Origin of the sequence: Romboutsia sp. (assembly GCF_035470145.1) — a bacterium.
Lineage (GTDB): Bacteria > Bacillota > Clostridia > Peptostreptococcales > Peptostreptococcaceae > Romboutsia_D.
The window spans coordinates 17,579-31,213 of record NZ_DATIRC010000016.1 but is presented as its reverse complement, the minus strand read 5'-3'; the positions used below and the strand labels follow the sequence as shown (position 1 = coordinate 31,213).

At 27.4% G+C, this 13,635-nt stretch carries 10 protein-coding genes and 1 pseudogene; all 11 read left to right on the top strand.

Annotation, left to right across the window (positions count from 1 at the left end; all coding sequences use genetic code 11):
• Nucleotides 1-151: 151 nt before the first annotated feature.
• The 11 genes and pseudogenes from VLM92_RS00610 to VLM92_RS00560 all read left to right on the top strand — a co-directional run bounded on the left by VLM92_RS00610 (nucleotide 152) and on the right by VLM92_RS00560 (nucleotide 13,537).
• Nucleotides 152-247: an NAD-dependent epimerase/dehydratase family protein gene (locus tag VLM92_RS00610; RefSeq protein WP_325274416.1), complete on the top strand. Its 96-nt coding sequence runs from the start codon at nucleotides 152-154 to the stop codon at nucleotides 245-247.
• Nucleotides 248-293: 46 nt separating this feature from the next.
• Nucleotides 294-446: pseudogene (locus VLM92_RS00605) on the top strand (GDP-mannose 4,6-dehydratase); the annotation flags it as partial.
• A gap of 259 nt (nucleotides 447-705) precedes the next feature.
• Nucleotides 706-2,421: a L,D-transpeptidase family protein gene (locus tag VLM92_RS00600; protein ID WP_325274415.1), complete on the top strand. Its 1,716-nt coding sequence runs from the start codon at nucleotides 706-708 to the stop codon at nucleotides 2,419-2,421.
• 493 nt (nucleotides 2,422-2,914) lie between these two features.
• On the top strand, nucleotides 2,915-4,900 hold the full coding sequence (locus tag VLM92_RS00595; RefSeq protein WP_325274414.1) for an N-acetylmuramoyl-L-alanine amidase: 1,986 nt from the start codon (nucleotides 2,915-2,917) through the stop codon (nucleotides 4,898-4,900).
• An 845-nt stretch (nucleotides 4,901-5,745) separates the two neighbouring features.
• Nucleotides 5,746-7,290, top strand: coding sequence for a murein biosynthesis integral membrane protein MurJ (murJ, locus tag VLM92_RS00590; protein ID WP_325274413.1), 1,545 nt, complete (start codon nucleotides 5,746-5,748; stop codon nucleotides 7,288-7,290).
• 236 nt (nucleotides 7,291-7,526) lie between these two features.
• The gene (locus VLM92_RS00585; protein ID WP_325274412.1) at nucleotides 7,527-8,090 is read left to right on the top strand and encodes a sugar transferase; all 564 of its coding nucleotides are present in this window, start codon (nucleotides 7,527-7,529) and stop codon (nucleotides 8,088-8,090) included.
• A gap of 81 nt (nucleotides 8,091-8,171) precedes the next feature.
• Entirely contained in the window at nucleotides 8,172-8,954 is a 783-nt protein-coding gene (locus VLM92_RS00580; RefSeq protein ID WP_325274411.1) for a glycosyltransferase family A protein, read from the top strand.
• A gap of 30 nt (nucleotides 8,955-8,984) precedes the next feature.
• Nucleotides 8,985-10,283 (top strand): UDP-glucose/GDP-mannose dehydrogenase family protein, encoded by a 1,299-nt coding sequence (locus tag VLM92_RS00575; RefSeq protein ID WP_325274410.1) that lies wholly within the window; start codon nucleotides 8,985-8,987, stop codon nucleotides 10,281-10,283.
• A gap of 111 nt (nucleotides 10,284-10,394) precedes the next feature.
• Nucleotides 10,395-11,141: a glycosyltransferase family 2 protein gene (locus VLM92_RS00570; RefSeq protein WP_331681646.1), complete on the top strand. Its 747-nt coding sequence runs from the start codon at nucleotides 10,395-10,397 to the stop codon at nucleotides 11,139-11,141.
• A 143-nt stretch (nucleotides 11,142-11,284) separates the two neighbouring features.
• Nucleotides 11,285-12,367, top strand: coding sequence for a hypothetical protein (locus tag VLM92_RS00565; RefSeq protein ID WP_325274409.1), 1,083 nt, complete (start codon nucleotides 11,285-11,287; stop codon nucleotides 12,365-12,367).
• An 84-nt stretch (nucleotides 12,368-12,451) separates the two neighbouring features.
• Nucleotides 12,452-13,537 (top strand): glycosyltransferase family 4 protein, encoded by a 1,086-nt coding sequence (locus tag VLM92_RS00560; RefSeq protein WP_325274408.1) that lies wholly within the window; start codon nucleotides 12,452-12,454, stop codon nucleotides 13,535-13,537.
• Nucleotides 13,538-13,635 lie beyond the last annotated feature (98 nt).

Sequence of the window (13,635 nt, the reverse complement as noted above, 5' to 3'; positions counted from 1 at the left end):
AGAAAATATAGAATTTTCTTTAAAAATAGATAACTTAATAGATAATTTAATAAATTAAATGAGAAAAGTAGTAAGCGATGCAGATAATAACGCAAAAACTATACAAGAAGTAGCTATTGATAAAGAATAATTTTAATTAATTACATATAGAGTGAAAACTGTGGCAGTTTTAGTAACTGGTGGAGCAGGGTATATAGGAAGTTATACCTGTATAGAACTTTTAGAATCAGGTTATGAAGTAATATAGCTTAAGTACAGATAAAGGATATAGTGTACTTGAGTTAGTAAAAGCATTTTCAAAAGTTAGTAACGTAGAAATACCATATAAAATATCACCAAGAAGAGAAAGAGACATGGCTACTTGCTATGCAGATCATACAAAAGCTGAAAAAGAACTTAGATGGAAAGCTAAATATTCAATAGAAGAAATGTGTCAAGATTCATAGAGGTAGCAAAGTAGTAACCCTAATAGATGTGAAGTAAACACAGAAACTTAAATCAAAAATTCATTAATAAAACCTAGTATTTTTAAATATAAAAAGCATCTAAAAACAAGATGCTTTATTTTTTTGCAACAAATTATTTTGAACCAAAACCAATAAACGCTATAAAATTGTTGAAAATACAAATATTTGAGGGCAATAAGACTAAAGGAAATAATGCTAAGTGAGTCTAACTATTAAATATTGTAGAGGGGGATGGGAGATGGATATAAAAATAAAAAAGTATCTTACCATGATGCTTACAATAGCACTAATAATAGTAATATCAGTACCAACAATGTCTTATGTAGAAGCAGCAAGTAAGCATCTGCTAATAATCAATACCAAAACAAATAGAATGGGATACTATGTAAACAATAAACTGATAAAAGAATTTGCAGTAGCAACAGGTAAAAGAAGTACACCAACACCAACAGGTAAATCTAAAATAGTAAATAAAATAAAAAACAGACCATACTACTCAGGAGGAATACCAGGAGGAAGTCCACGAAATCCTTTAGGAGATAGATGGTTAGGATTAAGTATAAGAGGAACTTATGGTACAACATACGCGATACATGGAAATAATAATGAAAGCTCAATAGGAAAACATATATCAGGTGGATGTATAAGAATGCATAACAAAGAAGTAAGATGGCTATTTGATCGAATACCAAATAGAAGCGATGTGATTTTAAAATATACAGACCAAAGTTTCAAACAAATTGCAGCAGGTTATGGAATAAGATTACAAGATACAAATAAACCTAACCCACCAAAACCACCAGTAAAAACCGGTTGGGAAACTAAAGATGGTAAGACATATTACTATAATTCAAAGGGACAAAAGGTAACAAGCTGGCAGACAATAAACAATAGAAATTATTACTTTGACTCAAATGGAGTAATGCAAACACAATTTAAAAAAATAAATAATCAAACTTATTACTTCGGAGTAGACGGAATAATGAGAATAGGCTGGCAAAAAATAAATAGTAAAAAATATTACTTTGACTCAAATGGAGTAATGCAAACACAACTTAAAACAATAAATAATAAAATGTATTACTTTGGAGCAGACGGAGTAATGAGAAGTGAATGGCAAATAATAAATAATAAGAAATACTACTTTACAAATGAAGGATATGTAGCAGTAGGATTAACACAAATAGATGGTAAAACATATTTCTTTGATAACAATGGGCAATTAGCATCAGGCTGGCAAACATATGGAGGACGTAAATATTATTTTGGCAATGATGGAATAGCACTAATGGGGTGGCAAACCATACACGGCAAAAAATATTACTATGATTCAAATGGAGTAATGCAAACACAATTTAAAACAATAAATAATCAAACTTATTACTTTGGAGCAGATGGAGTAATGAGAACAGGTTGGCAAACTATAAATGGAAAGAAATATTACTTTGCAACAAACGGCACAACTATAAAGGGATGGGAAACAATAGATAATAAGGAATACTATTTTACAAATCAAGGATATGTAACAGTAGGAATAACACAAATAGATAGCAAAACATATTTCTTTGATAACAATGGACAATTAGGATTAGGTTGGCAAACGTATGGAGGATATAAATATTACTTTGGCAATGGTGGAATAGTATTAACCGGTTGGCAAACTATAGACGGTAAAAAATATTATTTCAATCCAGATGGCACAATGCAAAAAAGGTGGGAAGAGATAAACGGCAATATGTATTATTTTGAACAGGATGGAATAGTTAGAACAGGATGGCAGGTTATACATGACAATAAATACTATTTTAATAATGAAGGAGTAATGCAAAGCGGATTAAAGACAATAGATGGAAAAATATATTATTTCTACGAAGATGGAAAACAGGCTTATGACATAGTTGTAGAAGATGGAATAGAAATAGATAAAAATGGAGTAGTTATAAGTATGCCCTAAACCAAAAATATATATGGAATAAATAATCAAAGCACATATCTAAAATGGTATATGCTTTGATTATTTATTTAAATATAAAAAAATTAATTCAAATATATTATGTAAGTGATTCAAGCACACGTTGCTCAATAGTATAGGTTTGATTTATAAAAATAGAAATAAATAACCATAAAAATTTTTTGTTTTTTTACGTGTACCCAATAGAGGCAACAACTTAATAGTAAAAGTCCATTGCGGACTTGGGGGTGGGAACCACTAGTTAAGGAAGAAGATATTGAAAAACTAGGGATTCATTTATAAATTTCACCTTTATTTTTACTATTCTACATACATTTATTGTAATTGATATTAAATATAGGATTATAGGTAGGTTTGTGGAAAAATAAATATACCTACAGTTTTTTATTATTCGATTAATTTATGCAAAATGTGCATTTTACCTTCTATATATGTTATAATGTACTCTGATTAATAAAAAATAGGGGGTAATTTGATGAAAAAGTTAACAAAATTACTTACAGCAGGGATAATATCAGTAACTTTAGTTGCGCCAAGTATATCATTTGCAGCTAACATCAATATGGAAAGTAATTCAAATATTAACATAAACCTAGAAAAAAGAACTGTATTATTAGGATATAAATCAAAAGTAAGTATATCTTTCAAAGAAAAGCAAAATGCTAATAGCATAACATTAAACTATTTATGCTATGATATGCCACTTAGTACAACACTAAACTATAATCAAGAAACAAATACATACGAAGGTGAAATAAACTTCAATAAAGACCCAGAATACTTAAATGTATGGTCAATTGAAAATATAACTATAAATAATGAAGAAAATCCTAAAATACTAAACAAAACAGATTTAGAAAATATGGGATTAAATTTAGACGACTATAAAGTAACTCAAGAATATATAATTAAAAACGCAAGATCTCTTACAACATATATTGAAAAAACAGCAGCTCCCATAAAAAAACTTGTGGGAGTAGACAGACAAGATACTGCTGTTCAAATAAGCAAAGAAGGATGGGCAAATGGAGCAAGTAAGGTAATACTAGTAAATGGGGATGCTATAGCAGATGGAGTAACAGCCACACCATTAGCTACTACTTATGATGCACCAATACTTCTTATAAATAAAGATAGTATACCACAAAGGACTATGGATGAAATTAAACGTTTAAATCCTAGTGAAGTAATAGTAATAGGCGGAGAGTCAGTTATTTCTAATAACACTGTGACAAATCTAGGAACTGCTACGGGAAAAACAGTTAGACGTATAGCAGGAATTAATAGATATGAAACTTCTTTAAAAATAGCTAAAGAAATAGATGATAATCACGATGTTAACAAAATTTATATAGCTAATGGATATAAGGGTGAAGTAGATGCTCTTACTATAGCTGGAAAAGCAGGTCAAGATAAACAGCCTATAATTTTAAGTGAACAAACTAAGTTACCAGATACAACTTATAACTGGTTAAAAAATGAAAATTTAACCGATGCATATTTTATAGGTGGTCAAGAGGTTTTAACAACCGATGTTATACATCAAGTTGCAGATATAACTACTCCTGTTTCGGGAAGTATTTACTATAATAGGGTATATGGAAGCGACAGACATGAAACTAATGCTAAGGTTATCGAAAGATTTTATCCTCAGGAAAATTTAGATGCTGTATTAGTTGCAAAGTCAGATGTATTAGTAGATGCTCTAGCTGCGGGACCTTTAGCTGCTAAGTTAAATTCGCCAATACTTATAAATCCAACAAATTATGTATCTTCATATCATGAAAATAACTTAACAAATAAGTCTTCTAATGTTGTATATCAAGTTGGTGGAGGAATACAAGATAATGTTATAAATGATATGGCATATAAGTTATCACAGCGTAATTCGGGTGAAAAAACTGTTGTAATAGATCCAGGACATGGGGGAGCAGATTCTGGAGCTTTAAATAAAGTAAACTCAACTATACAAGAAAAAAATTATACACTAGATACTTCTTTAGCAGCTGCACAGTATTTAAGAAATAATGGTGTAAATGTTGTACTTACTAGAGACAAGGATGTTACTATGGCTTTAGCAGAAAGAACCTCAATGGCGAATTCTATAGGACCAGATTTACTAACAAGTATTCATTATAATTCATATAATACACTAGCTAGTGGTGTAGAAGTATACTACAAATCTGCAGATGTAAATGGTGGAACTAGTAAAACTTTAGCAACTAATATATTAAACAGTATATTAGAAAAATTTAGCCTTAAAAACAGAGGAATAAAGACAAGAGTTACTAGCACTGGAGTAGATTATTATCATATGATAAGAGAAAGTCAAGCTCCTTCTGTAATAGTTGAATGTTCATTTATAGATAATGAAAATGATCAACTCCTTGTTAATAATTTACAAAAAAGACAATTGATGGGAACTCAAATAGGTAAAGGAATAGAAAATACATTAAAATAATACTAAAAAATAAATTATATTAAAAAAACTTTAATTATTCATCTAAATAATTAAAGTTACCCTTAATAAGGTGTAGGCATTAAATTTTATAGATTATAATATTTCACCTGAAAAGTAAAAACTGTATGAAAAAAGTCTCAAATTTGTTGTTGTTAATTTGCAAAAAAATACAAAACAAAGGAGAGGCTTTACTTGATTAGCATATTAAATAATAACTTAAAATTATTTGATGGTATCACAGGGTGGTTAAAATCTAAGCTTAGAAATGGTATTTAATTATACATTTATAGTTACTAATATGAAGTTGATAAATTAAAAACTATAGATAAAATTATATTAAAAAGATGACTAAAAATTTTACGATTAGAAATTTTAGTCATCTTTTTGTATTGCCACTTAGACGTATTAAAAAATCATAAATTCTCCAGTAGACTTATATATAGAAACACTTTTATTTTATCAATACTCTTTAAGGGGTAATGAATACATGTTAACTATAATAAAGATAATTTTAGAAATGAAGAAGAATATATTACACTAGAAATCTAGTTCCTAAAAATTATTAGTAAGGAGAATAAAAAGTGCTATAGATTTTAATTCTATTCATTAAAGTATAAAATAAAGCAAGTTGTAAAAGCTTAGACCAAATATAATCTGAAAAAGGATATTATGCAACTGGAAATTATTCTGTTTACCAATTTTTTTGATAAATAAACAAAAACTTAAAAAGTAATAGCTTTATATATTATTACTATGAATCGTAAAATATTTTATAGAGGTTACTTTTTCATTGAAATATGATATCATGAGAGGATAATGAAAAGTAATAATCAACAGGAGGGTTTATGAGTAAAGTAGCTAAAGCAACATTAGCACTTATGATAGCAACTATGTTGTCAAAAGTGTTAGGTTTCGGACGTGAGTTGGTGCTAGCTTCATCATATGGTATGTCATCTTACACAGATGCATATTTAATAGCGCTTAATATGCCAAATACCATATTTGCAGCGGTTGGTACAGCTATTGCCACTACATTTATACCAATGTACTATACAGTAAGCAATGAGCAAGGTGAAGAAGGAGCAAATAAATTTACAAATAATATTTTTAATATAGTGTTAACTATATGTATAGTAGTAGCAATATTAGGGATAGTATTTACAAAGCCTTTAGTAAAGGTATTTGCTATGGGGTTTGAGGGTGAAACTTTAGAATTAGCAATATATTTTACTAGAATTATAATCGTAGGTATTATATTTATGGGGTTAAGTAATTTAATGACTGCCTTTTTACAGGCTAAGAATAATTTTTCTGTACCAGGGTTAATAGGTATACCTTTTAATGTCTTTATAATAATAGGTATAATTTTGAGTGTAGGCAGAAGTCCTTTTATATTAGCAATATGTACATTTTTGGGATTGGCTAGTCAATTTTTATTCCAGTTACCTTTTGCTATAAAAAAAGGATATAGGTATAAGCCATATATTAAATTTAAAGATAAAGATATGAAAAATATGTTATGGTTAGTTGGTCCTGTTTTTATAGGTGTTGCAGTTAATCAAATAAACACTATGGTAGATAGAACTTTAGCATCGACTCTGACAGAAGGAAGTGTTACTGCGTTAAATTATTCAAATAGACTTAATTTATTTGTTATATCAATGTTTATAGCATCTATATCAACTGTAATATATCCCATGTTATCTAAGTTATCTAGTGATGATAATAAGGAAAAGTTTACTGAAGCAGTTGTGACTAGTGTAAATACTATAACACTTTTAGTTATACCTGTATCTGTAGGGGCTATGGTACTTGCTACTCCTATAGTTAAGTTTTTATTTGAAAGAGGAGAGTTTAATGCTCATGCTACTGCTATGACTGCAAGTGCATTAGTGTTTTATTCTATAGGTCTTATAGGCTTTGGTATTAGAGATATTTTAGGAAAGGTATTTTACTCTCTACAAGATACTAAGACTCCTATGATAAATGGAGCTATAGCTATGGGAATTAATATAGTATTAAATATTATATTAGTTAGATTTATGGGTCATAATGGTCTTGCTTTTGCAACTAGTATATCAGCTATTTTAACTATAGTATTACTATTTAGAAGTCTTAAGAAAAAAGTTGGATACTTTGGACAAGATAAGATAATTAAAGTTATAATTAAGTCTTTTGTATCAGCAGTTATAATGGGAGTTATAAGTGTTTTAACTTATAATATATTAATTGGAGCGCTAGGTTCAGGTACATTAGTAGAGATGATAGCTTTATTTGTAGCTATAATTATAGGTGCTATAGCTTATGTTATATTGATTATAATGTTAAAGGTAGAAGAAATTACAATAATTAGTGATAAAATTTTAAAAAAAATCAAAAATAAAAAATAGGAAATTTAGGTCATTTTGTGTAAATTTACATGATATGACTTATTTTTTTATGGTAAAAATAATTTAAATAATAAATAAAATAATTTATTTTGTCACAAATTAAAATGTAAATAACTATGAAAATATAGAAAAATATGATACAATTATATAGATTATGTCATAAATCATTTTAAGTAGAAGTGCAATAATATATAGTAAATCATGAAAAAATATTCTACTTAGGGAGGGAAACATACGTGAAAATATTAGAACGTTTTTTAGCTTTGATAATGATAATACTATTAAGCCCCATATTAGTTATAGTTGCAGTATGTGTAAAATTAAACTCAAAAGGCCCTATATTATTTGAACAAGAAAGAGTCGGACAATATGGAAAAGTATTTAAGATATATAAATTTAGAACAATGAAGATAGATGCACCTAATGTTTCAACGGAGGAATTAATAAATGCAGATGAATTTATCACTAAGGTAGGTAAGATTCTTAGAGTTACTAGTATAGATGAAATACCTCAATTACTTAATATAGTAAAAGGTGATATGAGTTTTGTTGGACCTAGACCTGTTATAGTTGAAGAAAAGTTACTAAATAAGCTAAGATTAGAACAAGGAGTTTACAATGTGACACCAGGAATAACAGGGTGGGCACAGGTAAATGGTAGAGATGAAGTTGGTATATATGAAAAAGTTAGTTATGATAAGGAATATATACAAAGAAAATCTTTAGGATTTGATTTATATATTTTATTTTTAACGGTATATAAAGTTATAAATAGAAAAGATATAAAAGAAGCTAACTAGAAAAAGTAATAAAAAATATAGATGAAATAAAGGAAGTAATAAATAATTAATTAAAAGTCCTAGGATAAAGAGGTGAAGTGTATGAATTTGCAAGTATTGATTTCTACAATGAATAGAAAAAGTATAGATGAACTCAATATTTTAGGTAAGAATATAAATCCAAGTACGAGTTGTGTCATAACAAATCAGACAGATAACGAAAATAAAGAATCTATAGATAATATAAAAATGATTAATTATAATGAAATAGGAATTGCTAGAAATAGAAACCGCTCATTGCAAAATGCTAGTGAAGATATTTGTATTTTGTCCGATGATGATGTAGAATATGTAAAAGATTTTGAAAAAATAATAGAACAAGCTTTTATTGATAATCCTGATGCAGATATAATAACTTTCCAAGCAATGACTCCACAAGGAGAAATGTTTAAAAACTATAGGAATGAAGAGTTTGAACATAATAAAATGACTATACTAAGAACATCAACTATTGAAATAGCATTTAAGTTAAAATCAATAAAAAATAATAACATTAAATTTGATAATGAGTTTGGATTAGGTTCAACATATGCTAGTGGGGAAGAAAATATATTTTTAATGGACTGCCTAAATAAAGGTCTTAAAATAAAATATATTCCAAAGGTAATAGTTTTACATGAAAAAGAAAGTTCGGGTAAAATATTAAATGAGGCAGCTATTTATTCCAAAGGACCATTATTTTATAGGCTATTTGGTCCTATTTCTGTGTTTTTAAATTTTGCATTCATAATAAAAAAATTACCTATAATAAGATTTAATAGATTTAAAGCCATAAAATTAATATATAAAGGCATGCTTGATTATATAAAATTAAATAATAGATAATAATATATGTCTAAAAAGGAGTGTCATATTATGAAAATTGCAATAGCTGGAACGGGATATGTAGGATTAGTTACAGGGGTGTGTTTAGCTGAAGTTGGGCTAAATGCTGTATGTGTAGATATAGATGAAAACAAAATAGAAAAAATGAAACAAGGTATATCGCCTATATATGAAAATAAATTAGAAGACTTAATGAAAAAAAATTATGCAGCTGGTAGATTAGATTATACAACTAACTATAAAGATGCTTACAAAGATGCAGATGTTATAATGATAGCAGTAGGAACTCCAGAAAGAAGTGATGGATCTGCAAATTTAGATTATGTAAAAAAGGTTGCTGTACAAATAGCACAAACAATAGAAAAAGATACTTTAGTGGTACTTAAATCTACTGTGCCTATTGGAACAAATGATGAAATAGAAGAATTAATAAGAAAAAATTTAATACATAACATAAAGATAGAATTAGCTTCTAATCCAGAGTTCTTAGCTCAAGGAACAGCAGTTGATGATACTTTATATGCATCAAGAATTGTTATAGGTGTAGAAAGTGAATGGGCTAGAAAAATACTAACGAAGGTATATGCCCCATTTAATCAACCTATTGTTGTAACAAATCGTAGAAGTGCAGAAATGATAAAATATGCATCAAATGATTTCTTAGCTTTAAAAATATCTTTTATGAATGACATAGCAAATCTATGTGAAATAGTAGGAGCTAATGTAGAAGATGTAGCTAAAGGCATGAGTTATGATCAAAGAATAGGAGATAAGTTCTTAAAAGCTGGAATAGGATATGGTGGTTCTTGTTTCCCTAAAGATACAAAAGCATTACATTGGTTAGCGAATGATCATGATTATGAATTAAAAACTGTTAAAGCAGCAATAGAAGTAAATGAAAATCAAAAAGTTAAGCTATTAAAAAAAGCTAGAAATTTAGTAGATAGTTTTGAAGGATTAAAAGTAGCTGTATTAGGTTTAACATTTAAACCTGGGACAGATGATATGAGAGAAGCGCCATCTATACCTAATGTAAATAACCTAGCGGAAAGAGGAGCTAAAGTTTATGCTTATGACCCTGTAGGAATTGAAAATGCTAAAAAGGTATTTGGTTGTAATGAAAATATAGTTTATACAAAAAATATAGATGAAGCTATAAAACAAGCGGATATGTGTTTTATAATGACAGAGTGGAAAGAAATAGTAAATTATGATATACAAGGATATAAAAAGTTAATGAAAAATCCTATCGTGTTAGATGGAAGAAACTGTTACAATCCTGAAGCAATGAAGTCACTAGGAATAGAGTATTACTCTGTAGGGAGATAAAAGACGTTTTAAAACGTCTTTTTTGCTTATTTAGTATGATTTATAACAAATTAAATTTATGATATAATAATGAAATGACGATATATGAAAAAATAGAAAGGAATTTGGAAAATGAAAGTATCGATTATTACACCTGTTTATAATTCTGAAAAATTTATAAGACAAAGTATAGATTCTGTAATATCACAAACATATAAAAATTGGGAGATGATATTAGTAGATGATTGTTCTACTGATAACTCTGAAGAGATAATAAGACAATATATGTGTGAAGATAATAGAATAAAATATATAAAACTTAAAGAAAATTCAGGAGCTGCAGTAGCTAGGAATACAGCTATAGAAAATTCTACAGGTAGATTTATTGCTTTTTTAGATAGTGATGATATATGGAAAAAAGATAAATTACAAAAACAAATTGATTTTATGCTAGGAAGTAAAATAGGGTTTAGTTTTACAGGATATGAAACTATAAAGGAAGATGGAATTTATACTGGCAATAATATAAGAGCACCGAAGTGTGTGGATTATAATTATTTATTAAAAAATACAATAATAGGTTGCTTAACTGTAATGGTAGACAAAGAGATTATAGGAGATATAAGAATGCCTTTAATAAGGACTAGACAAGATTTTGCAACTTGGTTAAGTATACTAAAAAAAGGGCATAAGGCTTATGGATTAGATGAAATTTTAGCAGAATATAGACTCGTAGAAGGATCTATATCTAGCAATAAAATAAAAGCAGCTAAAAGAAATTGGTATGTTTATAGAGAGATAGAGCAATTGTCATTACTTAAGTCGGCCTATGTATTTACCGGTTATATTTTTAATGCTATTATGAAAAGAATGAAATAAAATATTTTGAAAGGAAGTATATTTGACCTATGAATATAGTTTTTAATATTATATTTTGGTGTATTTTATACTTTGGTTTGTATAAATACCTAGAAAATAAAGAAAGCAATAAAAAAATAATATATTTATTTTTTGGAATTTTAATGTTAAGATTAGCGTTTGCTAATTTAAAATATTTTGGAAACTTGCCACCAAGATTTCCAGATGCAGAACTTTATAAAGGTGCTATAGGTGATATTGTAGGCTCTGGAATGAATTTTGGAGCATATAGTAATAGAATTGATGTTATGATGTATGTTTGGTTTTATTCGATTATACAATTTATTAGTGGAAATATTTATATAACAATAATAAATATGAATACTTTATTTGGGAGTTTAGCTATATATAATGCAGGTAAAATAGCCAAAGAAATAAAAGATGAGAAGGCAATGATAATAACTATGAGCTTATTACTAGCATATCCTTCATTAATATTGTATACAACGGATAATTTAAGAGAAGGTTTAGTTTTATTCTTTATAACTCTAGCTATATATAACTTAGTAAAATATATAAAATATAGAGAAAGTAAAAATATATTAATATATTGTGTACTATTAATACCGATATTCTCATTCAGGGTAGTAAACTTACCTATGATGGTTGTGTGTGGAGTAGTGGGAGTTGTTATAGCTAATAGAAAAACTATAAATATTAAATATTTGATAGCTGGATCTATTTTAACATGTTTAATAGCATGGATTATAGTATATAATTTCACTAATGTAAGAATAACATTGGATTATATTAACCAAACGTTAAACAGAGATAGGTTTGATTCTATGGCATATTTAGTAGGATTAAGATATGATAATTGGTTGGAATTAATAGCATATATACCTATTAGATTGTTTTATTTAATGTTCTATCCATTCCCATGGGCTTTAGAAAGTTATCAATATTTAATTGTTACCATATCTTCATTATATGAAGTTATAATAGTACTGATAGTTATAATATTCTTATTTAAGGAAAGCAAGTATATAAAAAACAAAACATTGCTTTATTCTATTATTTCTTTTGCATTGATATGTCTTACAGCATATGCAGTAGTTAAATCGGAAGCTGCTACTAGACATAGATTACAATTTATGTGGATGTTCCCAACGGTTGCGGGTATACTTATTTCTAACCAAATTAGTATTATATATGATAAAAAATTTAAAAGGCTATATAAAAAATAGGGTCAAAAAATAAATAGATTATCTATATCTAAAATTAAATAATTTTAGATATAGATAATGTGTTAGAAAGGAAACAAACAACTAATGTATAAAATTTGTTATCTAGCAGATTCGTCAAGTTTGCATACTAAGAAATTCTGTGATTATTTTACAAAACAAGGATATGAAGTACATGTTATATCATTGAATGAAGGTTTTATTGAAAATGCTAATGTTCATAACTTTAACTTTAATGTTAAAGAATTGAAAAATGCTAAGACGATAAGAAAGATAAAGTATTTAAAGGCAGTTAAAGAAATTAAAAAATTAGTTAATGAAATAAAACCAGATATAGTACATGCACATTTTGCTAGTAGTTATGGGCTTCTAGGAAGTTTAATAAATTTTAGACCTTATTTTATTTCTGTTTGGGGAACTGATATTTATGAGTTTCCTAAAAAGAGTTTTTTAAATAAATGTATATTAAAATATAATTTAAAAAAAACCGATGAAGTATTATCGACAAGTAAAGCTATGTTAAAAGAGACTTCTTTATATACAAATAAAAATATTCATGTTACCCCATTTGGAATAGATACAAATTTCTTTAAATCTATTGATATAAAAAAAGAACCGCATGTTATTACTTTAGGAACAGTAAAAACATTAGAAGAAAGATACGGAATAGAATATTTATTAGAAGCTTTTAAAATTGTTATAGATAGCGTACCAGATAAAAATTTATCCTTAGTAATAGGTGGAGATGGAAGTAGAAGAGAAAGTTTAATAAAATTGACTAAGAAATTAGGAATAGAAAATTATGTTAAGTTTATTGGGTATGTAAAAGAAAAAGATATAGTTAATGTATTTAATAGTTTTGATATTGCTATATTTCCTTCTCTGAAAGAAAGCTTTGGAGTAGCTGCATTAGAGGCTCAAGCATGTGGGGTTCCTGTAATTGCTAGCGATGTAGGTGGATTACCAGAGGCAACAGATCCTAATAAAAGTAGTTTGCTAGTTGAAAGTAAGAATGTACAACAACTAAGTGAAGCTATTATATCTTTAGTTCAAGATGATAAAAAAAGGAAATTAATGGGACAATATGGCAGAAATTTTGTATGTAATAATTTTGATATAAATGAAAATTTTACAAGGATAGATAAAATATATATAAAATATTTGAATAAATAAAATTATAAAAACTCTTAGTGTTAATCTAAGAGTTTTTATTTGCTACATTTATTATGTTATACATTATTTGTGCAACTAAATCTTTTTTTATACTTTTT

Bases quoted from the DNA above. Each gene is read 5' to 3' on its own strand.
- VLM92_RS00565 (WP_325274409.1), top strand. From the start codon at position 11,285: ATGTTAAGATTAGCGTTTGCTAATTTAAAATATTTTGGAAACTTGCCA.
- VLM92_RS00580 (WP_325274411.1), top strand. From the start codon at position 8,172: ATGAATTTGCAAGTATTGATTTCTACAATGAATAGAAAAAGTATAGAT.
- VLM92_RS00575 (WP_325274410.1), top strand. From the start codon at position 8,985: ATGAAAATTGCAATAGCTGGAACGGGATATGTAGGATTAGTTACAGGG.
- murJ (WP_325274413.1), top strand. From the start codon at position 5,746: ATGAGTAAAGTAGCTAAAGCAACATTAGCACTTATGATAGCAACTATG.
- VLM92_RS00560 (WP_325274408.1), top strand. From the start codon at position 12,452: ATGTATAAAATTTGTTATCTAGCAGATTCGTCAAGTTTGCATACTAAG.
- VLM92_RS00570 (WP_331681646.1), top strand. From the start codon at position 10,395: ATGAAAGTATCGATTATTACACCTGTTTATAATTCTGAAAAATTTATA.
- VLM92_RS00600 (WP_325274415.1), top strand. From the start codon at position 706: ATGGATATAAAAATAAAAAAGTATCTTACCATGATGCTTACAATAGCA.
- VLM92_RS00595 (WP_325274414.1), top strand. From the start codon at position 2,915: ATGAAAAAGTTAACAAAATTACTTACAGCAGGGATAATATCAGTAACT.